Genomic DNA, 26,760 nt, shown 5'->3' with positions numbered 1-26,760 from the left:
CTGAACGTATGTTATATGCGATAACATCAACAGAAGAACAGAAGGTCGCGAACATCAACAGAAGAGCACAGCACATCGAATGAACATTAACTCAGCCCCTGGACTGAGGATGAAAACATCATTACGACTGATGTACTTTTCTGATAAATCGGTATAATGAAATTAACAAAGTTTGGAAGGGGTTTGGGAACATGGGGAGTATCGTTACAGTAGATGGAATTAAAAAGAGCTATAAAAAACGGAAGTCTAAGGAAGAGTTTGTTGCTGTTAAAGGTGTTTCCTTTGAAGTCGGGAAGGGGGAGATTGTTGGCTTGCTTGGGCCAAATGGTGCAGGTAAAACAACAACGATTAAAACAATTTGCGGACTGCTTGTTCCAGACGAAGGATCAGTTACGATAAATGGGTTCGATAGTGTGAAGGATCGCAACAAAGCGCTCGGCCATATAAGTGCAGTTCTTGAAGGGAATCGAAATTTATACTGGCGCTTGAACGTGCTGGAAAATATGGAGTATTTTGCAGGCAATCGGGGTGTCCCTAAGAAAAAAATTAAAACAAAGGTAGATGAATTATTAAACCTTTTTCAGCTTCAAGATAAAAAATATGAATTGGTAAATAACTTATCACGTGGCATGCAGCAAAAGCTGGCAATTTGTGTGGCAATGCTTGCAGACACAGATGTGATCCTTCTTGATGAACCAACACTTGGGCTTGATGTGGAAACAGGGTATGAAGTTCGTGAATTACTTCGAAAAATTGCCCGTGACCAAGGAAAGACAGTTATCATAAGTACGCATGACATGCCGGTTGTTCAGGACCTATGCCAACGGACAATCATTATTAATGATGGGAAAGTGATTGCAGATGAACGTGTAGACCAGTTGCTGCGACTCTTTGAAACAAGTGCATACCAGGTGAATCTTAAGGAAGATCTGACTGCAGAACAGCAGGAAATTCTTGAGCTGAAGTTCCCAATTCACAGGTGGGAAGGGTTAAAGCTTGAAGTCAGTTTTGAGCAGGAACAGGACATTTATGATTTAATGGAAATCTTCAAAAAGAACCAGACTCCAATTGATACAATAAATCGTACCGAAATTAATTTTGAACAGGTATTTCGGAAGCTTGTGAAAGAGGAGGTGGCATCATGACCTCTTTTTGGAATGTGTTGCGCGTTAATACGAAGATGGAATATCTCGAATTAGTACGGTATAAAGCTAATACGATAAGCCTTCTTTTGACATTTTACATTATTTTTATTGCGATGATGTTTGGGATTCAGGTTATTGGTGATCCGGCTCAGGCTGGCACAAATACGCAGTTTGTCATTGTGAACTATATTTTTTGGTATTTTGCCATGATGGTCCTACAGTCAATTGGGTGGACGATATCTGATGAAGCAATGAAAGGTACGCTGGAACAGCTTTTCATGTCGCCGGTAAGCCCGTGGAAAATATTCCTGTCCAGAATGTTTGGGATGATTTTTAATCATTTTATCCTGGTCATTTTTCTGTTATTCGTATCAATGGCGACGGCTGGCCAATGGCTAAACCTGAATCCGGTTGCCATCATTCCTATTCTTCTGTTGACGTTGGCCAGTATGATAGGTACCAGCTTTGTCATAGCAGGGATGGCGCTTATTTTTAAACAAGTCAGTGCATTTTTACAGATTCTTCAGTTCATCATCGCTGGACTGACATTTGTTCCACTATCTGTTGCACCATTCATGGTTGCTGCTCCATTTGTGAAAGGTGTGGACATGACAAGACAGGTGATGATTCATGGCTACACATTAGCTGATTTCACAATGGGTGATTACGCCTGGCTGATTGGGAATGCCATCGTTTATGGAATTATTGGAGTCGGTATTTACCTGGCGTGTGAAAAATATGCTATGAAAAAAGGTTTGCTGGGACATTATTAAGAAAAAAATCGTTATCCCTAGGGTGACGATTTTTTACGTGGTAAAATAGAAGCAGGAGGTGTTCTTTTGAAGAAAAAAATTGCAATGATTCAAATGGATATTGTATATGGTGAACCCCAGGAGAACTTTAATCGAGCTAAAACACAAATAGCCAATGCAGTAAAAACAGGTGCTGAAATTATTTTATTGCCTGAGCTGTGGACGACTGGTTATGACTTAAAAAGATTAGACGAAATAGCTGATAGGGATGCTCAGGAATCGATTGCGTTTTTAAGTGAATTGGCAATAGAATTCAATGTAACTTTAATTGGTGGATCTGTTGCAGACCAGTGGGATGATGGTGTACGTAATTCATTGCTGGTAATAGATCAGAAAGGAAAGCTGATCCACAAATACAGCAAGCTTCATCTATTTCAACTAATGGATGAACATCTGTACCTGGAAGCGGGACAGGACGAAGCAGATTTCACATTGGATGGAGAGCCCGCTGCGGGATATATTTGTTATGACATACGTTTTCCCGAGTGGATGCGCAAGTCAGCAGTTAACGGTGCCAAAGTAATGTACGTTGTAGCGGAATGGCCAAAGCCAAGGATCGATCATTGGCGCGCGCTTTTACAGGTACGTGCCATTGAGAATCAATGTTATGTTGTCGCTTGTAACCGGGTAGGTGCTGATCCAAAAAATGAATTCGGCGGTATGTCGCTTATAATTGATCCATGGGGAGAGTTTATTGCTGAAGGCGGCAACGGTGAAGAGATTGTCACTGCAACAATAGACTATGATCTAGTGGATGAAGTCAGAGGGCGAATACCAGTGTTCCGGGATCGGATTGTGGAGAAGTACTAGGGCTATAAACGAACCTAATCACCAAACCCCTACAGTAATCATAAAATGAATAGGCTATACTTATACTTTTAAAAAAAGGAAGTGTTCAATATTGCCTAATCTACATTATTACGTTACTGGTAACACTGCTTGCGGCTTGGCTAATTTTTTGGAAAGTAATTTAATTGGAATCGACCATGTTATTAAACTCCGGCATTCTTCAGCAGCACTTAAAACGAGAATAATACAGAATTTGCTTGAGTATTATCAGGATAATTCGATCGAAATTCTTCATAGTCCATTAGGGAGTCGGTTCCTGGATGGAATCATTATTCGTGAAAAATCACTGGCATTCTTAGATGAGACCATCGTAAAAAATAAATCGACTGCAATTAACCTGGAAGAAGCAGTTCCAACAAAGAAAAATCCAGATCTCACCGATTTTAACGTTCTAACCCAATCTGCGTATGACAGTTTTGCCAAAGGGTTAACGATTCATGATGATTTGGAGGAAGTCTATATTAATCAAATGGACTTTGATCGTGCGGATCGATTTACAGAAGAGTTTATCACTGCACTTTTAACAGGTGTTCCGAAAAAAGACCGCACAGCCCATACCTTTCACAGGCTTTTTGGGACCAATACGGTTGATGGCGTTGTCAATGTTGTTCCACATCTTAAAGAGAATATTGCAAAGGTATATTTTATTAAGGGGCGTGCCGGGACAGGTAAATCAACCTTTATGAAAAAAATTAGTAAAGTATGCGTAGAGCATGGTTTTGATGTTGAAATGTATCATTGCAGTTTTGATCCAGATAGCATTGATATGGTACTTGTACGTGATTTGGATGTATGTATTTTTGACAGCACGGATCCACATGAATTTTTCCCGGAACATGATGGGGAGGAAATTGTCGATTTGTATGAGGAACTTGTTGCACCAGGAACCGATGAACGTTTTGAAGCGGAAATTAATGAACTGAATAACAACTATAAGTCCTATATGAAGCAGGGTATCCAGTACCTACAACAGGCCGGAATTAAGTTTGACAGAAATGAACAGGATTTTTCGATTATCGATATTCAGAAGGCTGTTGATTATACGCTGAACAGCGTGTAAATTGCTCCGTAACAGGCAATCTATCTTTAATATGCAGCATTTTTGTGGGAAATTGTAACTTTCATTTTTCCAAAAATTTCACTTGTGTTTTTGTGCGTTATATAGTAAAATTAATTTACAGAAAATTTAGAGTATATTAAACTCTGGGAGGTGCAAGAGTGGTTACAGTGAAGATGTTGAAGCCTTATTATATCAAAGCAGATGATAATTATGTTCGAGTAATTTTGGCATATCAATATTTTGCGGTATTCATTAATAATAAGGTTTACCAATTTGTGCCGATTGAGTCAAAGGAAATCCGTATAAATCGCAGAACAAAAAAAGTCGAAAATCTTGGTGCTAGGTTTGCTTTTCAAAAAGGTAAAGACATCATTTACATGGCTATGAGCGAGCTTATATCACTTCCTGACTTCTTAGTTCAATTACACTCGATTGCTGATCCGTATTATTTAAATAAAGAGAAAAAAAATGAACCTGATTATGAAAGTGAAGCTATTATCGATGAATTAGAGCAATTAAACAGGAAACGATTAATTGATAAAGCATTGGATAATCGGGATTACGAAGCATTTCAAACTTTAGTCAAATTACTTTAAAACACTTCCTGTATTTTAGGGAGTGTTTTTTTGGCAGATAAGAAACAACAGAGGTTTGTTAGGTTCAATTAAGGCTTGCCATAATTAAATATTAGACCAATTATGAGGAAGGGAGTTGAATAGTTTGAACAGGAAATATTCTTGGAAAAATTCTCAGTGGAGTCTTAGTTTCTATGCTTTAATAGCATTTATTGGAGGAATTATTGGAAGTTTATTTGTAAACCCAAGTTTATTCTACATATTAGGAGCATTAAGTGGTTCATTATTATTAGTTATCATAAACCTCTTTTACGTGATTTATAAAAACAGAAAATTGAAATCAGAGAAGTAAATCAAATAGAGCGTGTGTTTCTATTCTCTTTTTTACATAGGTTATTTGCTTAAAATCAAAAGTGTGATATTATATTAAAGGCTATAATTACTTGGAATGCCAAGTTTTAATTTTAAAAAAAATGAATCGGTTCTCTCCTTGCTATAATTGTATAGTAAGGTTTTTCTATTTTTGTGGACATTTATCATTATATTGAAAATTATCATACACTTTTGAGAATTAAAACCGGCTCATTTTTTCAGCTAGAATTTACGTAAGGAAGGTGTTTATTTTGTCAAAGCAGGATCCAAATCCAGGATTTAAGCCGTACGTACCGGCATCACAAAACCCACCTGAGTTCACATGGGTTGCAATGGTTACTGGTGCAGTATTGGCAATCGTATTTGGTGCAGCAAATGCATATTTAGGACTTATCGTTGGGATGACTGTTTCTGCGTCAATTCCAGCAGCAGTAATTTCAATGGCAGTACTTCGTATTATTATGAAGCGAACGTCTATATTAGAAAATAATATTGTGCAGACGATTACATCAACTGGTGAGTCGCTTGCTGCAGGTGTTATTTTTACTTTACCTGCCTTATTCATTTGGCAGCTGGAGCCAAGTTTGACTACAATTGCCATTATTGCTTTAGCTGGTGGTATTTTAGGTGTCGTTCTAATGATACCGTTGCGCCGGGCATTAATAGTTAATGAACACAAAACACTACCTTATCCGGAAGGAACAGCATGTGCTGAAGTACTTCATGCCGGTGAAGAAGGTGGAAGAGGTGCTAAGCTAGTATTCAAGGGGCTTGGTATTGGCGCTGGTTTTAAATTGTTAACAGATGCCGTTAAAGCATTCCCGTCTTCAGTAGAGTGGGAGATTTATAAATTTAAAAATGCTGCAGTAGGTATGGATACATTACCAGCATTACTTGGTGTTGGTTACATTATCGGACCTCGCATCGCTGGAATTATGTTTGCTGGTGGTGTATTGGGCTGGTTAGGAATTATTCCACTAATCAGCTATATTGGCGGCTTTGCTACCACGCCAATTTACCCTGCTGAAGTTCCGATATCAGAAATGGATTTCCATGCTATCTGGGATAATTATTTACGTTATATTGGTGCTGGTGCAGTAGCATTCGGTGGTATTATAGGGCTTCTTAAAACATTGCCAACTATTGCATCATCCTTTAGTGGGGCAATTAAAGGATTTTCATCAGCAGGTGATGGTCAGGACCTGCGTACAGACAGAGATATGCCAATCACGTTAATTGCTGTCTTAACAGTAGTATTCATGGGTATTCTTATGTTCTATCCAACAATTGATTTAGGATTTGTAGGAGCAATTCTGCTCTTTATCTTTGGGTTCTTCTTCGTAACAGTATCATCTAGAATTGTTGGTATTGTCGGTAGTTCCTCAAACCCAGTATCTGGAATGACTATTGGAGCATTAATCTTCATTTCACTTGTATTATCTGCTGTTGGTCAAACTGGACAAGCAGGTATGGTTACAGCAATTATTATCGGTTCTGTAGTTTGTATTGCAGCTGCTATTGCCGGGGATACGTCACAGGATTTGAAAACCGGTTATATTGTTGGTGCAACACCAAAATGGCAGCAAATTGCACAGCTTTACGGGGTTCTAATTACAAGTGTTGTAATTGGGTTCATCCTAATTTTGCTTGATAATGCATATGGATTTGGGTCTGCTGAACTTCCTGCACCACAAGCGGTTCTTATGTCAATGGTTGTTGAGGGCATTATGAGTGGTGACCTTCCGTGGAACTTAATCTTCATTGGTGCCGCAGCTGCAGCAACTGTTGAGCTGTTTGGTATTGGATCATTGCCATTTGCAGTTGGACTGTATTTACCAATCCATTTGACGTCTCCAATAATGGTTGGTGGACTTATCAATGCGATTATTTCTCGCAGTACAAAAGATAAAGACAAGTTGAAGGAGAAGAATGAACGCGGAATTTTACTTGCTTCCGGTTATATTGCTGGTGAAGCATTAATGGGTGTTATTGTTGCATTAGCTGTAACTGCTGGTGTCGTATTCCCTAGCGAAGCATTCTTCGGTCCGCTTGTATCGATTATTGCGTTTGCACTTGTAGCATGGTACCTATTCCATACTGCAAACAAAAAATCGCTAAATAAATAATCCCACTATATAGAGCCAGTCCTTTTTAAGGGCTGGCTCTTATTAAATATAGGCTGTTATCTAAAAGATTGCTGCTTTTTCCAAGTAATGAATTTTGAACATAGTAGTTATAAACTGTGACATAGACTGAGGGTAAACCATTCGTAGTATTTAGTGTTGCTCTCTGACTACGCAACTGGAATATACTCGCGCACCTAGGGCTCACCACGAGCCCCCGACGCATAGGACGTGCTAGTGTAGACGTGGCGTACTTAGTCTGCCTCGCTCTCAAAGAACGCTCCCTGTGGGGTCTCTTAGGCTTTGCTGTCCCACAGGAGTCTCGCATATCCAACTGCTGGTTTAAAGGGGTTAAAATATAGTGAGCAAAATTCAGCTAAGGAAATATACGGAGACTCCAGCGGGTCACCGGCTAAAACCGGTCTCGTCCTGTGACCAACGCCGGTACTATAACGTCCTGTTCGTCGAAGCAACAGCTGAAGATCCCGCAGTAAGCGGTTTTTGCTTCCGAGGAAGCTCAACCGTTGCCCGCGGAAAGCGAAGTGTATTTCCGAAGCGGTGTCATAGCACCCAAGTACTTTTCCGCATCACGTCGCAGTTTATATTTAACACCCAAGATTAAAAAGCAATAAAACTTACGAATAGACTCTAAGTATAAATACGATAACCAAATTTTCTAATCTAAGGCATCATCTGTTATGATTGTTTCTATAAAGAATGGAAAACAGCTACATAAATTCAATCGAGGACAGGAGGTATTCCATTGCAGCAGTGGCATTTATTTATTGCTTTTTTTCGAGTGGGGATGCTGGGCTATGGTGGTGGCCCTGGATCGATACCATTAATACACAAAGAAGTCGTTGATAAATATGAGTGGATGAGTGATGAGGATTTTGGTGACCTGCTTGCACTAGCGAATACGCTCCCCGGACCAATTGCTACGAAACTGGCCGGCTATATTGGGCATCGTGTTACTGGGATAGTTGGTATGATAAATGCAGTTCTAGCTACAATTATCCCCACTATTATCCTGATGATTATCCTGCTGTCGTCATTATCGAGCATCAAGGATGTTGGTTGGGTCCAGGGTATGACAGCAGCCGTTATTCCTGTTGTAGCAATGATGCTGACGGTGCTAACATGGCAGTTCTTTGATAAAGCCAGAAAAGGTATGGGATGGACGCAAACACTTGTTATGTCAGCAGTCATATTTGTTTTGTTTCAATTTCTGAATGTGCATCCTGGAATTATCATTGGTGTACTAATTATTATAGCTCTTCTCAAAAAAGATAAACCATCTGCAGCTAAAGGTGGTGTTTCCCGATGAAGTATTGGCACATCTTTCTGGCTTTTTTTATACCAGGTATTCTTGGTTATGGTGGAGGACCTGCATCAATTCCGCTTGTTGAAAATGAAGTTGTAAGGCGATACGAGTGGATGTCTGTTCAGGAGTTCAGTGAAATGCTAGCACTTGCCAATTCGCTTCCCGGTCCGATTACGACTAAACTTGCTGGCTATATTGGCTATGTAGAAGGAGGGACTCTTGGTGCTGTCATCGGAGTGTTCGCAGCAGTGGCACCTTCACTTATTATCATGATATTACTGTTAGGTGTATTGTATAAATACAAAGATTCACCAAAAGTACAACGGCTAACATTATATGTACGTCCGGTTATTGCGATTTTGCTAGGTATCATGGCATGGCGATTCTTTCAGACATCGTTTGAAGGGATTGGGTTGTGGCAAGTTCTGCTCATTACCATATCAAGTTTTCTTTTAATTGAACGAATGCGTATCCATCCTGCAATCGTAATCGGAATCACATTAGTATACGGCGCATTTTTATTATAAAGAGGCATTCATTATTTGAGAATGCTTCTTTTTTTTGGCAGGTAAGAAAGTATAAATACTTTCTTACTGCATAAGCGCAACTAAGGCTTATCTATATTAAAGCCTGGCGATAAGCCAAGTTTTCTAAAAAAATTTGACTTGTATCAAGGAATTACTGACCGATTCATATGATAATAGAAATTAGGGAGGAATCGGGATGGAAATCAACGGAAATTACACAGACGTAGATCGAATGGTCAATGAAGGTTTAGCAGGAGGATATTTAGATGAGAGGTATGGCGATACACAACTTGAACTTCCAGAAAACGAAAAGGATAGCTGATAATTATTCACAATAGCCCAAGTTGTGCTAAGCGGAATAGTTATCTTTAAAATCCTCAAAGCGATAGATATGAATTACTGGCTTGTACTGGAAAAAACACACCAGACTCGCCCCGACCTAATAGTAGATGAGTCAAGGGGAAGCAGGTTTTCATTCTGGAGGACAAACTAGTTTTTGCTACCTTCTAATAGGTAGTATTTTTTGCAGTTAGCATTATACTTTCTTACTAATGCTTAGCTAAAAGCTGGTTTTTCTAGGGGGCGCTGTAACCAGTTGGGCAGTTAAGCAAAGATGTGAATCAGTACATTTTAATTGAATTGTGAACTTGAGCCGAATGAGTTACAGTCTAAGCCAATTTCACGATCATCTATATTCATGCATTTTCAAAAGAATATAACAATTTCAGACAATTATTTGGTATTATAGAGCTATATTACTTTTTACCTAAAGGGGGGGGTCAGTTGTATTGCAGTGAATGTGGAACAAAGAATAATACACATGCACTATATTGTGTGGAGGACGGCAATCCACTTCAGATACATGATGTAAGTGGAAATTTGCTCATTGATCAGACTTCATATTGCAGATCATGTGGTACAAGAAATAACCATATAGCGAGATATTGTACAGCATGCGGAAATTCATTTGATACTTATAAAACATCGCAATATCATAAAAGTCATACATACTTTGATGCAGATCTTGGTAAAAAAGTTCTGCCGGGATTTTTATTAGCTGTTGGTATCTTATTTTTACTGAATATTATTATTGATGCGTTTAAAGGTAGCAGTTTAATTAATCTTTTTATGAAAATAATTATACCTTTTAATGAGGAAGTATTGGATCAGCTCAGTGTTTTGGATTTTGCTTTACTTACTAACCTTACCAGTTTCATAGCTGGAGTAGGTGATGCAGAATTCTCTCAACAGCTTGCATTTTCATCCGCAGGGTTAGCTTACCTTGGCATAATTGCTGCAATTCCATTAATCGCTGGCGGGTTATTTCTGAAGTATCGGAATCCAGCCATTGACGAATGGAAGGCGGCGGTAATTTTTGCTATAGGATATGGTGGTTTGTTGGGTGTCATTTCACTTATCGCAGGTAATAAAACGATTGGTAGTGAATTTTATAACCTTAAAATTGATTTCCACTCTGTTAGTGCAGTAATAAATGGGTTGTTTATTGGGTTCTTCTTTAGCTATCTTGGAATGGTTATTGTCAAAGGGCCAATAAAGGAAAGGGTACACTATCTTGCGTATCATAGGGCTTTGCATTACAGTTCTTTAGCCTTTGTGGGTGTGATTGTTACAGTTGTCATTTTAAGTATATTTCAGTTCAATCAGTACACTTCAGTTATTTCTGATAACAGAATGTTTGAAGATGTTATGGGTGATTCGATATTCGCTGATATAACATTTGTTGGAAAGACTGCTATTAATTTGCTGAACCTTGCCATGTTTAACACATTTATTTTCCAAAGTGCACAAATGGAAGATGTGCAATACTCGTTTTACGCAGGAATTTCTAATTCGATGAGTGAAAATATGGGGGGATTAGCTGATCTAATTATTCCTAACAAGCTGTTTGAATCCTATGAGATTATATCAATCATAATTATAGCTCTATTCTTTATTACTGTTGGACGTTTGATAACAAAATCGCAGAAAAACTATATAAGCACGATTATCATGTACAGTATTTTCTTTGCTGTTATTGCTTCATTTTTCACATACCATGCGACGCTAAACTTTTCAATCCGACATGAAGAAATGGGCGAGTCACAGGGGTTCTTTGCTGGCTTCAAACTAATACAAACGTTTTTTATAAGTTTTCTATACACCGGATTGACAGGGTTTATCGGTGCATATTCAAGAAAGCTTTTCTAAAAGGAGGATCTTATGAATAATACAACAGTAGAGGATAAACGAACTGTTCAAGATCTGACGGATGCCAAAACCAAGGTTCTGGTTGAATTAGGGCAGGAAGTTTATTTAGCTTATCGGCGTGGTGACAAAATTGCGTCAGTCTTAGATGAAAAAGGTGAGCTATTAAAAGATCTAGATAAAAAAATTCACTCGGCTATAAATCAAAAGGAACCAGAACCGGGCGACATGAAGGAATGCTCGTGTGGTGCTTTACTTACAGAGGATGATTTATTTTGCCAGCAATGCGGTAAAAAGGCAGATGTTCCTGATATTGACCAGCAAAAAACTACTTTGTGCTACCGTTGTGATAATGAAGTGCCTGCTGAGGCCAATTATTGTAATGTGTGTGGCGTAAAAATGTAAAGTTAAAGCCTACTCTATTTATTGGAGTAGGCTTTAATTGAGCTATTTCACGGCCTTTAATATTTCGGTGACTTTTTCTACAGTATATCCACTGCCACCTTTATCTTCTGTGTTTTCAATCATCATGGAAATTAGAAGGTCCTGGTCTTTGGTTGGATAGCCAACAAACCAGCCGTTTTCGGCACCTGATTCCTCACCGGATTTTTTTAGTTCGGCTGTTCCGGTTTTCCCGGAGATGGCCAACTCGTCAATGTGAGCCTTTTTTGCTGTTCCGTTTGGTGCAGCAACCACATTACGAAGGGCATCCTGAATAAGTGTGGCTTGCTCACCGGTTATCAATTGTTCTTGCCAAACCTGACTTTTTTCTGCTTCGGCAAGGATTGTAGGCTTAAGCAGATTACCTTTATTTAAAAATGGGGTATAAGCCATAGCCAAATGGAGTGCGCTCATCTGGATTTCTCCTTGCCCGTAACTTGTATCGGCAAGTAAAACCTCATCTTTAAGCTTGCCATTGGATGAGATAGTGGATTTTTCAACCGGGTATTCGAATGGAAAATCTTTAGCGAATCCAAACTGTTTTAATCCATTTACATACTTGTCACTGCCCATTTCCACTGCTTTCATCGCAAAATAGATGTTATCCGAGCGAACCAGAGCATTGGTAACGTCTACCGGTCCGTTTGACTCTGATACACGGCGAACCTGGTAGTTTCCCCAACCTTCACCATTACTCCATGTTAAGCCATTAATTTCGACACCTTCACCAGGAACGATGGTCCCATTATGGAGGCCTATAGCTGCGGTTATCGGTTTAAATGTCGATCCAGGTGCATAGGTGGATGTGAAGCGGTTTAATAATGGTTGTTTCGGTTTACTTTGCAGTTCTTCCCGTCTTGATTGTGAAATTCCAAATCCCATTTCGTTCGAATTAAAGGAAGGGCTGCTTACCAGCGCTAATGTCTCACCGGTTTTTGGATGAATTGCAGCTGCTGTTCCGGATTCCCCATCATAGCTTTCATATATTCTTTTCTGTAAATCGGCATCTATTGTGGTTACCACATCTTCACCATGTTTAACTGGCTTCTCAGCTAAGACAGTTTCTTCTCCATTTTCTTTGGTAACAGTTATTTTTACACCTGCTTCACCACGGAGTTTTTCTTCATATAGCAGTTCAAGCCCTCGTTTACCAATTATGTCGTTTGCGCTGTAGGTACCTGAATCTATATCTTCTAACTCTTCAGCAGTTACTGGTCCTGTGAAGCCGACAAGGTGACCTAATGATTCCCCATGTGGATAAACACGACCAGTTACTTCACGCTCTGTTACACCATTTACTTCCCATAATTGATTTAGCTTTTTTTCCTCTGATTTCGGTACTTTCTTAAGCGGAACAAATAAATCTGGTTCGACCCATCCGGCGTCCAAGTGGTTATTGATCGACTCAACCGACATGCCCAATAAGTCAGAAATCTTCTGTTTTGCCTGTTCAGGCTTAGAACCTAATTTCCCCGGAACAATACCAACATTATGCACGGTGTCATTTAAAGCGATGGGCAAATTATTTCGATCGAGTATTTCGCCTCGTTCAGGATTTATCGTTGGCAGGCCAATTTCACCGCCATCTTTGATTGCTGGAAAAATAAAGCCTGGGTCCCATTTAACGAACCAATTGGCATCCTCTTCTTCACCTTCTTTAATAAGTGTTGCTTTATAATCAAATGTTATTGGACCTGCAATTGTTTTCATTTCGACTGAAAAAGGGAACTGAGCTGTTCCTTTTTCCATGGCAGTTTCCATTTTTTCCTCGGATAATTTTTCATAGGTAATGTTAAGATTATTAACGTTTATGTCTCCATAAATTTTTTTGTATCGTTCAACATAGTCTTCCTTTGCATATTTTTCTGTTGAAACAGTAGTACTCATACTGTACATCTCGTTAAATTCATGTTCATTCCAGTGCTTCACGTATTGATCGAAGCGTTCTTGTGGCGTTACTTCATCATTAGAACATGCAGTAACAATCAGAAGTAATAAAAAAGGAAGCAAAGCAATTATTTTTTTCATAATGACCCCCTCAATCTTTTAGAAAATTTAACTTAATTGTATCACCTTTCATAAGCAAAAACATGTATGTAAAAGCAAAAAGCCATCTTTAGATGACTATTTCGCTTTCATATGCTCTTTTATTTCGGTTTGTACTCGATTCATTTCTTCATCTGGTACAATATAGTACCAAATCCCGTCAATCATTTGGCCACTGCCGCTTATTTCCATTGTATCGATGTTGGTTCGTGTTTGACGATAATCTGAAAATAATGTTTGCATCTGATCCATTTTGAGATCGGTTTTTACGTTGCCGCCAAGAATACCCAGAATATCTGTAATTTTGGTAATGCTTGAGAAACTTGCGGCTTCACCAATAGCTGCTCTTATTACATTTCGCTGACGTTCATTACGTCCAATGTCTCCTCTTGGATCGCCTTTACGCATACGAATGTATTTTAATGCTTCTTCTCCATCCAGCTTAATTTCACCTATAGGAAAATCTGCTCCCCCTTGCGAAAATGCCCGATCATTTGTAACTGTTACGCCACCTAAAGCATCAATCCCTTGCTGGAAACCTTCCATATTCACTTTCACATAAAAGTGTACCGGAACATCAAAATTCTCCTCCACAGTCTGTACGGATAAACCAACACCTCCAAATGCATAGGCATGATTGATTTTATCCTTCCCTCGACCTGGAATATCTACGTACGTGTCACGCGGAATACTCAGCATTTTCATTGCATTTGTTTGTGGGTTTAGTGACATCAATATCATGGTATCTGAACGTCCCTTGTCATCTTCCCGTTCGTCAACTCCAAGCAAAAGAATATTAATGGTGTTATTTTCACTAAATATGGAGTCGAGTTCTTTTTGACGGTCTGGATTTTCATCCCGTGCTAGTGGTTCATGCATAACTTCAACGGTATCGCCGACTTTATCGTAAATATAGAATAGGTAAATGCCAATTATTAATACAAAACCAAGTATAATCCCTACCACCCAATAGGGCCATTTGCGTTTCTTTTTCTCATTTCGTTTTTCAATTCTCGAATCCACAATTTATTCTCCTCTGTCGTTCCAGAAATAATCAATTATAAGATAAATTATATCGAAACTAGTCATTTTAGTCTATTATTCTTTTAGAATTGGTAAAACTGTATTGATAGCATTAATCCCGGGATGGGCAAATCTGTACATGTTAAGATATGAGTAATTAGAAAAAAATCAGCCCAACATAGTAGTAGACGTATTTATGGGGTCAGATGTTTCATGATTTTGCTAAGATCTTGTCGTAAGTTTTGTTGCTCTTAATCGTCGCAGTTAAAATAAACTGCGACGTCACATGGAAAAATAGCTGAGTGCTATGACACCGCTTCGGAAATACACTACGCTTTCCGCGGGCAACGCTTCAGCTTCCTCGGAAGCAAAAAACGCTTCCTGCGGGATCTTCAGCTGTTGCTGTTCCCGCAGGATTCTTCGTGAATTTCCTCCGCTGGGTGTTGTTCACTTTATTCTGTAAACTAATCAATGCTTATTGTGACAGTGATTCTTAGCCATAGGGAACACTCCAGCCTATAATCAAGAAATCTCTATCAGTGTTAGGCTTCTGATTAAATGCGTAGTTATAGTCCATGAGTTCGTGGAGTTATTCTAAGCTGCGGAAAAATGCGAGACTCCTATGGAAACGGAACAGTCTGAAGACCCCGCAACGAGCGCTTTTTGCTCGTGAGGAGGCTGAAGCGTTCCCCATGGAAAGCGAGTATTTTTCCGCAGCGTTGGGTTAGCACTCATCTTATAAAGGATGGAAGGAAATCACGGTAAAGTTGTGTCACAATTTATATCAACTGCGTATAAATCTCATTGCTTGGAAATAGCAACAATCCTTAAGAATACAGCCTTGTGCAATTACGTAAGAGATGAGCCCTGTGGATTTTTCCCATAAAAAATACGTATATCGATTGTATGTCTTTATTAAAAAGGTTTTCAGTAGTAAAAATGAACCAAATGACCTATATCGTCAAAATATTTTTTGAAAATTACAAAACTAGTTTGATTCTGACAAAACAAGACACCCAATAACCCCCATAAATATAGTATAGTAGTCTTATAAAGCGACGATAGTTCCTCAGAAAATAGCAAACTTATTGAAAAATGGGGGCGCAAAGTCACGGGTCTAAAGCTTCATTGCTATGGCGGCCGGACTACCTGGGAATTTAAATGGGGGACGATAGGGATGATAAGTGTAAAAAAGAACAAAGGGATAGATTATGAATGGCTGGAACTGATGAAAGAGGCAAAAACTATCGGGTTAACTTTGGAAGAAGTCAGGTTGTTTTTGATAAACAATGAAGAATAAATCCTTTATAACTACATATACGTAACGAAGTCTTCCATCATTAAGGCTTGGTGAATACCATACCAGGTTTACTATGCAGGACTTAATTAAATATGAATAAATAATTAAAAAAGTCTTGTGCTTTATATAGAACTATACACCTTTTTATGTTATAATTTTTTTGAAAGAAGGTGTATTACTTGATCGGTGAAAAAATAAAGCAACTACGTCAAGAAAAAAAGATGTCGATTTCGGAACTCGCAGATAAAGCTGGTGTAGCCAAATCCTATTTAAGCTCTATTGAACGAAGCCTTCAAACTAATCCATCGATCCAGTTTATTGAAAAAATTAGTTCAGTACTGGGAGTCCCAGTAAATGAGTTGATATTAGAAGATAAATGGAAAGAGACAGAGGCACAATTAGATGGCGAGTGGTTGAAAATTGTTCAGGAAGCTATGGATTCGGGTGTCTCAAAAGACCAATTTAAAGAGTACCTTGAATTTACGAAGTGGCGAAAAGAACAGGATAAGTAAGTGCTGACCGTAAAGCTGATGGCTTGCGGTTTTTTATTTTGTAATAAACAATACATATCATATTTTTTAATGTAACAAATGGATTGTTTAATCGTTTAAATATATAGAAGGGGGTGGGAGTTGATTGAAAAAATCCATATTCACAGATTTATTTGAGGCGTATCAACTTCCACTGTACCGCTACTTATTGCAGATGAGCCGAGATAAACAGGCTTCTGAATAACTGTTGCAGGAGACATTCTATCGGGCGAAGATTTCGTTAGAGGTGAAAAATATGGCACAGGCAAAAGCATGGCTTTTTAAGGTAGCTCGTAACCTTTTCATCGATTGGACCAGAAAGTCGAAGTCAGAACAGCGAATGGTGGAACGAATTCAATTGGAACGTACCGTCACTAACAGTATCGGAAATCCTGAAGAGCAGTTAGAGAAGAAACAGGAACAGATTGAAGAAGTCCTTAGCCTATTGCCTGAACGAATGCGTACCATTCTTTACATACGTGAAATTCAAGGTTTTACATATCTGGAAGTGGCGACCGCTATGAATTTATCAGTTAGCCAGGTGAAAACAACGCTGTTTCGTGCAAGGAAAAAGTTCTGGTATTATGATCAGCTGCTGAAAGGAGAATATTCAGATGAAAGATGATAATGTCTTAGATGATTGGGAAGAGAAGGACCAAGCTAATTTAGATAAAAAGAGCGCGAGAAAAATGGTATGGCGTACTAGATTGTCAATCGGATTTACTGTAATCAGGACACTTTTGCTAATTTTTCTTATTTATATTGCTTATATGATTCCTGTGAGCATTTATTATGATATGTCAGGCAAACAAGGAGAATTTGACAGAATCGTAACAACACTTGTTGAAACAAGGTATCCCGGGGTGGAAGTGAATCACATGTTTAGTAATCATGCTGAAATTAATTCTTTCCTAACGCAGTCCACTAGATTAAAACTTTACCGAAACGTTGGGGAATGGGATGTGGTTATTGGTGAAGTTCAAGCGAAAAAGCATTTGTTTGGCAAGGTAAGTTACTCGTTAAATTTTGATGAAAAATATTTAAATGAGAACAAAGTCCGCAATTTTGCCATACCACCGAAGATACTAGGAAGGGAAAGCTCGGATGCAGAGTCAGGGAGTAAAGAACGTTTGAGAAAACAGCTAATAAAAATAGATGACGGTCATGTTGCCCAAGCGCAATTTTCTGTGAAAACGCCTATGAAATCCAAAGTATTATTAGAAAAGCTAAAAGCATATGACATCCAGGTATATCGTATGCCAGTTTTTGGTGGAGAGATAACAGAATTTGAAACATCTAGCTATAGAAGCGGTCAATTAACATTTGTTCAGTCCCTATTGCTAAGACCACAAATTACTTATGATGATAAGAACAGGCATTCATCCTCTGTTAGTACTCTGAATAAAGTAACTATAGAACAATCAATTGATCAATTTTACAAGGATATTAAGTGGCTTACGGAAAATGGGAATTACCGTGGTAAAGATATTGATCAAAAGCGATTGAACTATATTCGGGAAAATGGAGTTCAGGTCTATGGTGCTGTAGTGACCGGTCCAATACGTGAGATTGAAAAATTACTTGATCAGAAACAATTTCATCAGTTTTACTTAGGCGGAATTGAAGTGTGGAACTGGGATGAGTATTAGGGTGAATTTACTATGAAAAAATATATCTATTGGCTTCTGCCGGCTTGTTGGATGGGGATAATTTATTATTCTTCAGCACAGCCTTATGAAAATCAGGATGTTAAGCCACTTTTGACAAATATGGTTGATTTATCCTTTTTATTGCCTTTCGTTGATTGGATATCTTTTACCTATCATTATTCTGAGGTAAGTGCAGCAGAGTTGGGGGTTGCAGGTTTCGTTGAGTTCTTCCTGCGAAAAGGTGCACATGTTGGAGTATTCTTTGTGCTAATGTGTTTATTTTATATTGCTTTGAAAAAAACATGTAATATGAAGTTCCGTTCACATACGATAATATCGTTTTGCTTAACAGTTGCATATTCTGGATTAGATGAATTCCATCAAGGATTCACAGCTAATCGAACACCTTATATAGGTGATGTTGTTCTGGATGGAGTCGGTGCTGCAATAGCCGCCATATCTTTATTGTTGATGAAATGGAAAACAGTCACAAAATAGATTCTGATACGAATTATTTTAGAAAAAGTCAAGCAGCCGAGATTATTCGACAACATAACTGTTTAAAACATGGTATAATAGTCTTGCATTTTGACAAAAGGCGGTATAAAAATGGTAGAGCAGGAACGATATAAAAATATGCTGAAAAAGATGATTGACGAAACAGAGAACTCAAAATTTCAATCATCCGAGGAACTGATCCAGGCGCTAATCCAAGAATTAACAAATGGGAAATCGATTCATAAAAAAATTTCAAATTGACTTTATAAACTACATTGCTGTTTCGGCGAATGTAGTTTTTCTTTTTAGGGGGTAGGTTTCTAGACATGTGTGTTGCTGATATGCTACCTTAAGGATTAGCAAACACAAAGGGCTGATGAAGATATGAAACGTTCGTTATTTATAAAAAATGCCACTATATTTACCGAATCAGAAGGCATTGTTAAGGGTTCAATCGTTTTAGAGGATAGTACTATAAAAGAAATACATAATAACGTAAACACAAGCCCTCCAGAAAATGCGCAAATCATCGATGGACAAGGATTAAATCTTATACCCGGATTTATCGATGGGCATATTCATGGTGCTGCAGGTGCAGACGTGATGGATTCAACTGAGGAAGCATTGGATACAATGGCAGAGGTTTTACCAAAAGAAGGTACGACAAGTTTTTTAGCAACAACTATTACACAGTCACCTGAAAGTATTGAGAATGCTTTACGGAATGTGGCGGAATATAAATCTAAGTGTGGACAAGCGGAAGTTATGGGTGTTCATCTTGAAGGCCCCTTTATTGAAAAAAGTAAAAAAGGTGCCCAGCCACTGGAATATATAATGAAGCCAGATATTGGGCAGTTTAAGAAGTGGCAGCAGTTGTCAGGGAATAAAATTAAAACAATTACACTTGCCCCTGAACATGATGAAGATGGCACATTTATTAGGTCTTTATACGAGTCAGGTGTAAATGTTTCAGCCGGTCATACGGGGACAGGATTTGACGGGATGAAAACAGCGATAGCCCATGGGGTTCGGCAGGTAACACACATCTGTAATGCAATGAGAGGTATACATCACCGGGATATAGGTGTCGTAGGTGCTGCATTTCGACTGGAAGAATTACGTGCTGAGTTAATTGCTGATGGAATTCATGTATCACCCGAAATGCTTCAATTAATTTATTCAAATATGGGAAGCGAACGGTTAATTCTGATTACGGATGCGATGCGAGCTAAGTGCCTAAGTTCTGGTGCATACGAGTTAGGCGGACAACCTGTTAATGTAACAGAAGACCGTGCTGTTCTTGATGATGGGACACTTGCTGGAAGTATTCTGAAGATGTATCAAGGTGCACAGCAGATGCTTCAATTAAAAGATGTATCGATCAGGAATGTGATTGAAATGACTTCTTCCAATCCGGCGAAACAACTGGGTGTATTTGACAAAAAGGGAAGCATTAAAGTTGGAAAGGATGCAGACCTTTTACTCGTAGATGATGATCTGCACATTAAATATTCGATTTGCCGTGGAGTAATTGCGCACGAGGAGGATTAGGACTAAATGGAAATTGTTAAAGTAAAAAATTATGAAGAAATGAGCGAGAGAGCGTGTGATTTAATTATTGAAATAGTAAACAAACTGGATAATCCTGTATTGGGCCTTGCGACTGGTTCCACACCAGAAGGGATGTACCAGCAGATGATTGATTCATATAAAAGGAATGAGGTCTCTTTTACAAAAACGACAACTTTTAACTTAGATGAGTATGTTGGCCTTGTAGGAAACGACCCTAACAGTTACCGCTTTTATATGAATGATAAATTGTTTAAGCATATTGACTTGCTTGCCGATCGTGCTTATTTACCTAATGGTGATACCGATGATCTGCAAAAAGAATGTCGGGATTATGAAACATTAATGTATAAAGCTGAGTACATCGATGTGCAGGTTTTGGGGTTAGGCCTGAATGGGCATATTGGATTTAATGAGCCTGGCACAGCTTTTGACAGCCGTACACATATAGTCGATTTGGATGAGACAACCCGTAAGGCTAATGCACGATTTTTTGACTCATTGGATGATGTACCAAAAAAAGCCATCACAATGGGAATTGAAACAATTATGGAGAGTAAAAAAATACTTCTGCTTGTCGCCGGTGAAAAAAAAGCAGAAGCTGTGTACAGACTGATAAATGGCGAAACTTCTGAGGAATTCCCAGCATCCATACTCCAAAAGCATGAAAATGTCACGCTGATTGCAGATGAAGAGGCACTGTCGAAACTTTGAGACAGTGCCCTTTTTTCGACCTGAAATCGAATACTTCAACCGGAAATGTGAGAACTTAAACTGGATATGGAGAACTTCAACCAGATCCGGAGAACACCAACAGGATCAAACATCAATTTCCACATATGCAGTTCCTTTGGCTTCAAAAGTGACTTGATCACTTGTGATATCAGTAATCCGTTCGCGGAAATTCGCTTCTTCACCGTCTCTTACATAAACAATGAACTCCACTTGTTCCAGGTAATTTATCGAATCCAATACATGATCAGAGTTGCGTAATACATTTTCCAGTTTGCCTAGTAATGAGTAGCTGACAACAACAGATATCCCTTGCATCAGCTGACGTTCCACAACACCGGCAGCTGCGATTGTCTGTGAAGTCGTACTGCCATAAGCACGAATTAAGCCGCCAGCTCCTAGTTTTACGCCACCAAAGTATCTGGTCACTACGATCACGGTGTCCTTTAGATCCTGCTTTTTTAACACCTCCAGCATCGGTACACCTGCCGTACCACTTGGTTCACCATCATCATTAGCTTTCTGGATCTGATTATTTTCACCAATCATATATGCTGAGCAATTATGGTTGGCGTCATGGTGTTTTTTCTTAATCTCGCTAATAAAGGATTGAGCAGCTTCTTCTGTTTCCACCCGTTTTACGTAGCCAATAAATCGTGACTTTTGTATGATTAGTTGATTAATTCCTTCATTTTTTACCGTAAAATAGTTCGATAACATCTTGCTTTTAACCTCCTAACAATCCATTATTATAGATAGGGCTATATTTTGACCTATTATTAAAGGATAAACTTTCCTAAAAGTATGCTAAAAGACCCTATTAAAAAAATACTTTGTTTCGAATAATTATATCATAGGTTGGTGGGACAAGATGGTTCAAAAGATGGAAGAAAAAGCATTAGATTATGTGATCGATGATATGATTGACGTTGTCCAAAACAGTAAAGATGAAATTTTTAACATAAGTGAAGAAGCACGAGGCGAATATGAAAATTTACTTAGAGAATTAAAAGAAACGAAAGAAAAGGTCATCGAGCACATTAATGATGGAGATGCTTTAGAACAAAAGGTGAAGTATTCCAGACAACGACTTTCTGAGGTGAGTAAATATTTTGATCGTCATTCGGAGAGTGAAATACGTGAAGTTTATGAAAACACACACATGATGCAAACAAAACTGGCAATGCTGCGCCAGGAAGAGAAAGGTTTACGCGATCGCCGAGATGATCTTGAGCGACGATTGCTTACATTGGATCAGACCATCGAGCGTGCTGAAGGATTAGCTAGTAAAATATCAGTTATTCTCACTTATCTAAATGACGATTTCAAACATGTAAATGAAATGATTGAAGAGGCAAAAGAAAAGCAAGAGTTTGGTTTGAAAATTATTGAAGCTCAAGAGGACGAGCGACGAAAAATATCCAGGGAAATTCACGATGGTCCTGCCCAGATGCTGGCCAACATATTGCTCCGTTCAGAGCTGGTTGATCGTACATTTCGTGAAGGAACTGTTGACGATGCGTTAAAAGAAATAAAAAGTGTGCGAAAAATGATTCGTTCATCTTTATATGAAGTACGACGCATTATTTACGATCTGCGGCCAATGGCATTGGATGATTTAGGACTAATTCCAACGATTAAAAAATATGTTGCTACAATTGCTGATTACAATGATACAGAAATTGAGTTTTCAACGATGGGACTCGAAAAACGATTGAATCAAAAGTACGAAATTGCCTTTTTTCGACTAGTACAAGAATCTATTCAGAATGCTATTAAGCATGCAGAAGCAACTCTAATAAAGGTGAATCTGGACGTTGGACCAAAGGATTTAGTAATGGTTATTAATGATAATGGAAAGGGCTTTGATCCAGCGTTAAAACGGGATAAATCGTTTGGGTTAATTGGTATGAGAGAGCGTGTTGAAATGTTGAATGGTAAACTAACAATTAACTCAACAATTGGTGAAGGGACGGAGATTAGGATAAAAGTTCCATATGAACTATCGTGAAAAAAGTTACTACTTTTAGACTATTCAAGTATAATAGATTTAAACCGATAAAAAAATAAAGTACGAAATTGGCTACCAATGAAACGTAATAGGGTATATATAAATAGCTATTAATCTAGGAGGAACAAAATCGATGAATATGAAAAAAACAAAAATTGTATTAATTGATGACCACAAATTATTTCGTGAAGGTGTAAAGCGAATTCTTGAATTTGAACAATCATTTGAGGTTGTTGCAGAGGGTGATGATGGTCTTGTTGCTTCTTCATTAGTTAAGGAACACAATCCTGATGTTGTATTGATGGATATCAATATGCCAACAATGAATGGCGTGCAGGCAACTGCAGATCTCGTCAGACACTTTCCAAACACGAATGTTATTATTCTTTCAATCCATGATGATGAAAGCTATGTTACCCATGCTCTGAAAACGGGGGCACAGGGATATTTGCTTAAGGAAATGGATTCTGATTCGTTAATAGATGCCATTAAAGTGGTTAGTGAAGGTGGTTCCTATCTTCACCCGAAAGTAACCCATAACCTGGTTCAGGAATATCGTCGTCTCGCACAGGAAAATGTGTCGAACGTAGCGGAAAGCGCAATCGAGTATCACAAGCCGCTTCATTTACTGACAAGACGTGAATGTGAAGTATTACAGCTCCTTGCAGACGGAAAAAGTAATCGTGCTGTTGCAGAAACATTGTATATTAGTGAAAAAACAGTTAAAAACCACGTCAGCAATATCTTGCAGAAAATGAGCGTAAACGATCGCACACAAGCAGTCGTATCCGCAATTCGCAAAGGCTGGGTGGAAGTACAATATTAGTAATTTGTTCCTTGATAGATATCTATACTCTGTTGCTTTTGAGTGACAGAGTATTTTTTGTATAAATTTCTGATGCAAATTTATTTTTCTTCATGTAAAATAATACATTATAGTACACAGTTAGAAGAGGAGAAGGTACACGATGAAAGTTGCTATAATGACTGATAGTACAGCATATATTTCTGATTCGCTGATAAATCAGCATAATATTCATGTCGTCCCATTAAGTGTCGTGTTTGAAAATAAATCATATCGTGAATCACTTGATATTTCGACGAAGGAATTTTATCAGAAGGTCCAGGAATCAGATAGCCTGCCTAAAACTTCACAGCCCTCAATCGGAACTGTTGCAGACAAATTCCAGGAGCTTGCCAAGGATTATGATGCCGTTATAGCCATTCATTTGTCGAGTGGAATTAGTGGAACATATCAAACTGTAGTCAGTGCTGGAAAGATGGCGGAAGGAATTGATGTTTACCCGTTAGATTCGGAGCTCAGTGCCATGGCTCAAGGTTTTTATGTGCTGGAAGCGGCCGAAATGGCTGAATCTGGAAAAGAGCCTGAGGAAATTATTAAACGCCTAAACGAAATGAAACAAAGTATGCGTGCATATTTTATGGTGGATGATTTAAATAATTTGCAGCGCGGAGGTCGTTTGAATGGTGCTCAGGCAATTGTAGGAAGTGTACTTCAGGTTAAACCGGTACTGCATTTTGTTGATAAAAAAATTGTTCCTTTTGAAAAAATACGTACACGTAAAAAGGCACTAAATCGAATTATTGGTATGCTTGAAGAAGATGCCAAGCAAGGGAAAAACCTTAAGGTCGCTTTCATCCATGCTAACGATGAGCAGGCCGCAATTGAGTTGAAACACAGTGTGGATACCACGTATCCAAATGTTGACAGTACAATAAGCTACTTTGGACCAGTAATTGGAACACACCTTGGTGAAGGTGCTGTTGGTGTTAGCTGGTACAAGAAATAGTAATTAACTGCCAGTCACCCTGGCTGGTAGTCCTTTATTTTTCCTATATCTCCCGAAAAGGAGCGTGATTCCGTGTCCTTTAACCTCGACAGTGACTTAATTAACCGCTATTCAGGAAAGCTTTTATTACGTAGAGAAATCCTCATTGATGAAACCACTTTTAACCAATTTCTCAATAATTCTTACTTCACACCAAGACCCTCAATCAAAAAGAAATACTATAATAATCAATGTCAGCGATGTGGTAATCAAAAACGCTCGCTTTTCGGAAATATTCCCTGTAATAATTGTGGGAAATCTCATGTATATTGCCGGAAATGTATTGAAATGGGGCGTGTGATGGAATGTGAGCCATTATATGAATGGACTGGTCCAAAGGTTGAATGGCCAGCACATAGCAATGCATGTACTTGGAATGGAGAGCTAACGGATGTTCAGTCAAAGGCAGCCGACCGAATTACTGAGGCAATCCGCAATAAAGAAAATGAATTACTTGTATGGGCAGTTTGTGGTGCTGGTAAGACAGAAATGCTTTTTCCGGGAATTACCGAGTCATTAAAACATGGTAAACGGATTTGTATCGCTACACCACGAGCAGATGTCGTGCGTGAATTGCTGCCAAGGATACGTGATGCTTTTTCAGGTATTTATGTCCAAGGTCTTTACGGTGGAAGCCGTGAGACTGATGGAGCAGCTCAACTTGTTATTGCGACAACACATCAGCTGCTGCGATTCAAGAATGCATTTGATGTCATCATCATTGATGAGATTGATGCATTTCCATATCATGCCGATAAATCTCTTTCATTTGCTGCGATCCGTTCGAAAAAAGAAGAATCGAATACAACTATATATTTAACAGCTACCCCGCGACAGAACCACCAAATTCAAATTGCTCGCAAGAAACTCCAGCATATTTTCGTACCAAGTCGGTTTCATGGCCATCCATTACCGGTACCTGTTTTTCAAATGTGTTATTCCTTGCAAAAGGATATGAAAAGTTTCCAGCCCCCAAAATCTTTTTTTAAATGGCACGATCACAGGAAAAATCCTAATCGCCAGCTTTTGATATTTGTACCGACGATTATACTAGCAGAAAAATTGAGTAAGAACCTACCAATAATACTACAGGATGATCAAGTTGTTGCTGTTCATGCATCTGACAGTAATCGCGAAGAAAAAATTCAGCAATTTAGAGATAAACAGATAAGAACAATAGTTACAACGACTATTTTGGAACGTGGCGTGACGTTTCCAGCCGTTGACGTAGTCATATTTGATGCAGGACATTCAGTCTTTGATGAGGCAGCACTAGTTCAAATAGCAGGAAGGGCAGGCAGAAGTCCAAAGGATCCAACAGGGGAAGTGGTGTTTTTTCACGATGGTAAAACGGAAGCAATGGTACAAGCGGTCCTATCCATCAGGAAGATGAACAAACGGGGAGGATTTCGCTAGGATGAACTGTCTGTGGTGTGACGTTGAAGTTGTTCCTGAAATTAGCTGGGCAAACGTGTTTACTTTATCCAAACCAAAGTATTTATGTTCCGTTTGTACAGATGAGTTACCTGTATTGGAAGGAAAACGATGCAGAAAATGCAGTCGAAAAAGTGAAGAATTGTTATGTCAGGATTGCCAAAGATGGGATGTGCATGGTGACTATGATGATCCACTAACACGAAATTTTTCGGTATTTCATTATAACGAGATGATGCAGGATATGATCTCCAGGTGGAAATATCGGGGGGATTATAGTCTTGGTAATTCTTTTAAAATATTTTATACAAAAGCGTTTGAACAGGAATTTACTTCTTTGCCAAAAAATACAATTGCTGTTCCAATCCCTTTAAGCAATGAACGAATCAAGGAACGGGGTTTTAACCAGTCGTTGCAGTTAGCAGGTTTTTTACCAATGGAAACTTGTGAATTGCTTACCCGCGTTCATGGTGAAAAGCAGTCCAAGAAAACGAGAATAGAACGGATTTCAGCTTTAAATCCATTTAAAATAACGAAGACTATAAACAAACCAGTCATACTTACCGATGATATATATACAACGGGGTCTACGTTGCGTCATGCTGCATCGTTATTAAAGGAGCAGGGATGCCCAATCGTTTATGCCCTGACACTAGTTCGTGGATAGCGGATGGTGTTATTATAT

Annotated in this window: 27 protein-coding genes and 1 riboswitch; of the genes, 24 read left to right on the top strand and 3 right to left on the bottom strand. The window is 38.7% G+C overall.

Annotation, left to right across the window (positions count from 1 at the left end):
- Positions 1–191 precede the first annotated feature (191 nt).
- From ACTWQM_RS00805 to ACTWQM_RS00755, 11 genes are all read left to right on the top strand, one after another.
- Positions 192–1,145 carry an ABC transporter ATP-binding protein gene (locus ACTWQM_RS00805; RefSeq protein WP_443256271.1) on the top strand — a complete coding sequence of 318 codons (954 nt, stop codon included), beginning with the start codon at positions 192–194 and terminating at the stop codon, positions 1,143–1,145.
- Entirely contained in the window at positions 1,142–1,918 is a 777-nt protein-coding gene (locus ACTWQM_RS00800; RefSeq protein ID WP_443256270.1) for an ABC transporter permease, read from the top strand. Before ACTWQM_RS00805 ends, ACTWQM_RS00800 begins: the two co-directional genes overlap by 4 nt.
- Positions 1,919–1,984: 66 nt before the next feature.
- Positions 1,985–2,767, top strand: a complete 783-nt coding sequence (locus tag ACTWQM_RS00795; RefSeq protein ID WP_443256269.1) for a carbon-nitrogen family hydrolase — start codon at positions 1,985–1,987, stop codon at positions 2,765–2,767.
- Between the two features lie 91 nt (positions 2,768–2,858).
- Positions 2,859–3,866: a hypothetical protein gene (locus ACTWQM_RS00790; protein ID WP_443256268.1), complete on the top strand. Its 1,008-nt coding sequence runs from the start codon at positions 2,859–2,861 to the stop codon at positions 3,864–3,866.
- Positions 3,867–4,024: 158 nt separating this feature from the next.
- Positions 4,025–4,462 (top strand): IDEAL domain-containing protein, encoded by a 438-nt coding sequence (locus ACTWQM_RS00785; protein ID WP_443256267.1) that lies wholly within the window; start codon positions 4,025–4,027, stop codon positions 4,460–4,462.
- A gap of 602 nt (positions 4,463–5,064) precedes the next feature.
- On the top strand, positions 5,065–6,939 hold the full coding sequence (locus tag ACTWQM_RS00780) for an OPT family oligopeptide transporter (RefSeq protein WP_443256266.1): 1,875 nt from the start codon (positions 5,065–5,067) through the stop codon (positions 6,937–6,939).
- A gap of 760 nt (positions 6,940–7,699) precedes the next feature.
- Positions 7,700–8,263 carry a chromate transporter gene (locus tag ACTWQM_RS00775; RefSeq protein WP_443256265.1) on the top strand — a complete coding sequence of 188 codons (564 nt, stop codon included), beginning with the start codon at positions 7,700–7,702 and terminating at the stop codon, positions 8,261–8,263.
- Positions 8,260–8,787 (top strand): chromate transporter, encoded by a 528-nt coding sequence (locus tag ACTWQM_RS00770; protein WP_443256264.1) that lies wholly within the window; start codon positions 8,260–8,262, stop codon positions 8,785–8,787. The genes ACTWQM_RS00775 and ACTWQM_RS00770 overlap by 4 nt, the downstream gene beginning before the upstream one ends.
- Before the next feature lie 196 nt (positions 8,788–8,983).
- The gene (locus ACTWQM_RS00765) at positions 8,984–9,109 is read left to right on the top strand and encodes a hypothetical protein (RefSeq protein WP_443256263.1); all 126 of its coding nucleotides are present in this window, start codon (positions 8,984–8,986) and stop codon (positions 9,107–9,109) included.
- A 461-nt stretch (positions 9,110–9,570) separates the two neighbouring features.
- Positions 9,571–10,995 carry a hypothetical protein gene (locus ACTWQM_RS00760; RefSeq protein WP_443256262.1) on the top strand — a complete coding sequence of 475 codons (1,425 nt, stop codon included), beginning with the start codon at positions 9,571–9,573 and terminating at the stop codon, positions 10,993–10,995.
- 12 nt (positions 10,996–11,007) lie between these two features.
- Positions 11,008–11,397 carry a zinc ribbon domain-containing protein gene (locus tag ACTWQM_RS00755; protein WP_443256261.1) on the top strand — a complete coding sequence of 130 codons (390 nt, stop codon included), beginning with the start codon at positions 11,008–11,010 and terminating at the stop codon, positions 11,395–11,397.
- Between the two features lie 42 nt (positions 11,398–11,439).
- Here ACTWQM_RS00755 and ACTWQM_RS00750 read toward each other — a convergent pair whose 3' ends face one another.
- The gene (locus ACTWQM_RS00750) at positions 11,440–13,461 is read right to left on the bottom strand and encodes a penicillin-binding transpeptidase domain-containing protein (RefSeq protein ID WP_443256260.1); all 2,022 of its coding nucleotides are present in this window, start codon (positions 13,459–13,461) and stop codon (positions 11,440–11,442) included.
- Between the two features lie 96 nt (positions 13,462–13,557).
- Positions 13,558–14,502, bottom strand: a complete 945-nt coding sequence (locus tag ACTWQM_RS00745) for an LCP family glycopolymer transferase (RefSeq protein ID WP_443256259.1) — start codon at positions 14,500–14,502, stop codon at positions 13,558–13,560.
- 1,068 nt (positions 14,503–15,570) lie between these two features.
- A riboswitch (cyclic di-GMP riboswitch) is annotated at positions 15,571–15,655 on the top strand.
- 24 nt (positions 15,656–15,679) lie between these two features.
- Here ACTWQM_RS00745 and sinI point away from each other — a divergent pair.
- The 8 genes from sinI (at position 15,680) to nagB (ending at position 20,762) form a co-directional block, all read left to right on the top strand.
- Positions 15,680–15,802: a DNA-binding anti-repressor SinI gene (sinI, locus tag ACTWQM_RS00740; RefSeq protein ID WP_443256258.1), complete on the top strand. Its 123-nt coding sequence runs from the start codon at positions 15,680–15,682 to the stop codon at positions 15,800–15,802.
- A 179-nt stretch (positions 15,803–15,981) separates the two neighbouring features.
- Entirely contained in the window at positions 15,982–16,314 is a 333-nt protein-coding gene (locus ACTWQM_RS00735; protein ID WP_443256257.1) for a helix-turn-helix domain-containing protein, read from the top strand.
- A gap of 226 nt (positions 16,315–16,540) precedes the next feature.
- Positions 16,541–16,957, top strand: a complete 417-nt coding sequence (locus ACTWQM_RS00730; RefSeq protein ID WP_443256256.1) for a sigma-70 family RNA polymerase sigma factor — start codon at positions 16,541–16,543, stop codon at positions 16,955–16,957.
- Positions 16,947–17,981 (top strand): anti sigma factor C-terminal domain-containing protein, encoded by a 1,035-nt coding sequence (locus tag ACTWQM_RS00725; RefSeq protein WP_443256255.1) that lies wholly within the window; start codon positions 16,947–16,949, stop codon positions 17,979–17,981. The genes ACTWQM_RS00730 and ACTWQM_RS00725 overlap by 11 nt, the downstream gene beginning before the upstream one ends.
- A 12-nt stretch (positions 17,982–17,993) precedes the next feature.
- Positions 17,994–18,479, top strand: coding sequence for a VanZ family protein (locus ACTWQM_RS00720; RefSeq protein WP_443256254.1), 486 nt, complete (start codon positions 17,994–17,996; stop codon positions 18,477–18,479).
- Between the two features lie 111 nt (positions 18,480–18,590).
- Positions 18,591–18,740, top strand: a complete 150-nt coding sequence (locus ACTWQM_RS00715; protein ID WP_443256253.1) for a hypothetical protein — start codon at positions 18,591–18,593, stop codon at positions 18,738–18,740.
- A 123-nt stretch (positions 18,741–18,863) separates the two neighbouring features.
- Positions 18,864–20,030 (top strand): N-acetylglucosamine-6-phosphate deacetylase, encoded by a 1,167-nt coding sequence (gene nagA, locus ACTWQM_RS00710; RefSeq protein ID WP_443256252.1) that lies wholly within the window; start codon positions 18,864–18,866, stop codon positions 20,028–20,030.
- Between the two features lie 6 nt (positions 20,031–20,036).
- Positions 20,037–20,762: a glucosamine-6-phosphate deaminase gene (gene nagB / locus ACTWQM_RS00705; protein WP_443256251.1), complete on the top strand. Its 726-nt coding sequence runs from the start codon at positions 20,037–20,039 to the stop codon at positions 20,760–20,762.
- A 105-nt stretch (positions 20,763–20,867) separates the two neighbouring features.
- On the opposite strand, the gene ACTWQM_RS00700 is transcribed toward nagB, so the two are convergent.
- Positions 20,868–21,500 carry a YigZ family protein gene (locus ACTWQM_RS00700; RefSeq protein ID WP_443256250.1) on the bottom strand — a complete coding sequence of 211 codons (633 nt, stop codon included), beginning with the start codon at positions 21,498–21,500 and terminating at the stop codon, positions 20,868–20,870.
- Positions 21,501–21,651: 151 nt separating this feature from the next.
- Between ACTWQM_RS00700 and ACTWQM_RS00695 the strand changes: the two genes are divergently transcribed.
- From ACTWQM_RS00695 to ACTWQM_RS00675, 5 genes are all read left to right on the top strand, one after another.
- Positions 21,652–22,791, top strand: a complete 1,140-nt coding sequence (locus tag ACTWQM_RS00695; protein ID WP_443256249.1) for a sensor histidine kinase — start codon at positions 21,652–21,654, stop codon at positions 22,789–22,791.
- A 133-nt stretch (positions 22,792–22,924) separates the two neighbouring features.
- Positions 22,925–23,617: a response regulator gene (locus ACTWQM_RS00690; protein ID WP_443256248.1), complete on the top strand. Its 693-nt coding sequence runs from the start codon at positions 22,925–22,927 to the stop codon at positions 23,615–23,617.
- A 142-nt stretch (positions 23,618–23,759) separates the two neighbouring features.
- A complete protein-coding gene (locus ACTWQM_RS00685) occupies positions 23,760–24,602 on the top strand; it encodes a DegV family protein (RefSeq protein WP_443256247.1) in 843 nt (280 codons plus the stop codon).
- Positions 24,603–24,929: 327 nt separating this feature from the next.
- Complete coding sequence (locus tag ACTWQM_RS00680; RefSeq protein WP_443256246.1) at positions 24,930–26,057, top strand: DEAD/DEAH box helicase; 1,128 nt, start codon at positions 24,930–24,932, stop codon at positions 26,055–26,057.
- 1 nt (position 26,058) lies between these two features.
- Positions 26,059–26,742, top strand: coding sequence for a ComF family protein (locus tag ACTWQM_RS00675; RefSeq protein ID WP_443256245.1), 684 nt, complete (start codon positions 26,059–26,061; stop codon positions 26,740–26,742).
- Positions 26,743–26,760 lie beyond the last annotated feature (18 nt).

The sequence above is a fragment of the Virgibacillus sp. L01 genome (assembly GCF_052246775.1).
Taxonomy (GTDB): Bacteria; Bacillota; Bacilli; order Bacillales; family Amphibacillaceae; genus Lentibacillus.
This window is presented reverse-complemented; position numbering and strand designations above follow the sequence as displayed.

Bases quoted from the DNA above. Each gene is read 5' to 3' on its own strand.
- ACTWQM_RS00805 (WP_443256271.1), top strand. From the start codon at position 192: ATGGGGAGTATCGTTACAGTAGATGGAATTAAAAAGAGCTATAAAAAA.
- ACTWQM_RS00685 (WP_443256247.1), top strand. From the start codon at position 23,760: ATGAAAGTTGCTATAATGACTGATAGTACAGCATATATTTCTGATTCG.
- ACTWQM_RS00695 (WP_443256249.1), top strand. From the start codon at position 21,652: ATGGTTCAAAAGATGGAAGAAAAAGCATTAGATTATGTGATCGATGAT.
- ACTWQM_RS00720 (WP_443256254.1), top strand. From the start codon at position 17,994: ATGAAAAAATATATCTATTGGCTTCTGCCGGCTTGTTGGATGGGGATA.
- nagA (WP_443256252.1), top strand. From the start codon at position 18,864: ATGAAACGTTCGTTATTTATAAAAAATGCCACTATATTTACCGAATCA.
- ACTWQM_RS00690 (WP_443256248.1), top strand. From the start codon at position 22,925: ATGAATATGAAAAAAACAAAAATTGTATTAATTGATGACCACAAATTA.
- sinI (WP_443256258.1), top strand. From the start codon at position 15,680: ATGATAAGTGTAAAAAAGAACAAAGGGATAGATTATGAATGGCTGGAA.
- ACTWQM_RS00675 (WP_443256245.1), top strand. From the start codon at position 26,059: ATGAACTGTCTGTGGTGTGACGTTGAAGTTGTTCCTGAAATTAGCTGG.
- ACTWQM_RS00765 (WP_443256263.1), top strand. From the start codon at position 8,984: ATGGAAATCAACGGAAATTACACAGACGTAGATCGAATGGTCAATGAA.
- ACTWQM_RS00680 (WP_443256246.1), top strand. From the start codon at position 24,930: ATGGGGCGTGTGATGGAATGTGAGCCATTATATGAATGGACTGGTCCA.
- nagB (WP_443256251.1), top strand. From the start codon at position 20,037: ATGGAAATTGTTAAAGTAAAAAATTATGAAGAAATGAGCGAGAGAGCG.
- ACTWQM_RS00750 (WP_443256260.1), bottom strand. From the start codon at position 13,461: ATGAAAAAAATAATTGCTTTGCTTCCTTTTTTATTACTTCTGATTGTT.
- ACTWQM_RS00755 (WP_443256261.1), top strand. From the start codon at position 11,008: ATGAATAATACAACAGTAGAGGATAAACGAACTGTTCAAGATCTGACG.
- ACTWQM_RS00715 (WP_443256253.1), top strand. From the start codon at position 18,591: ATGGTAGAGCAGGAACGATATAAAAATATGCTGAAAAAGATGATTGAC.
- ACTWQM_RS00700 (WP_443256250.1), bottom strand. From the start codon at position 21,500: ATGTTATCGAACTATTTTACGGTAAAAAATGAAGGAATTAATCAACTA.
- ACTWQM_RS00770 (WP_443256264.1), top strand. From the start codon at position 8,260: ATGAAGTATTGGCACATCTTTCTGGCTTTTTTTATACCAGGTATTCTT.
- ACTWQM_RS00800 (WP_443256270.1), top strand. From the start codon at position 1,142: ATGACCTCTTTTTGGAATGTGTTGCGCGTTAATACGAAGATGGAATAT.
- ACTWQM_RS00725 (WP_443256255.1), top strand. From the start codon at position 16,947: ATGAAAGATGATAATGTCTTAGATGATTGGGAAGAGAAGGACCAAGCT.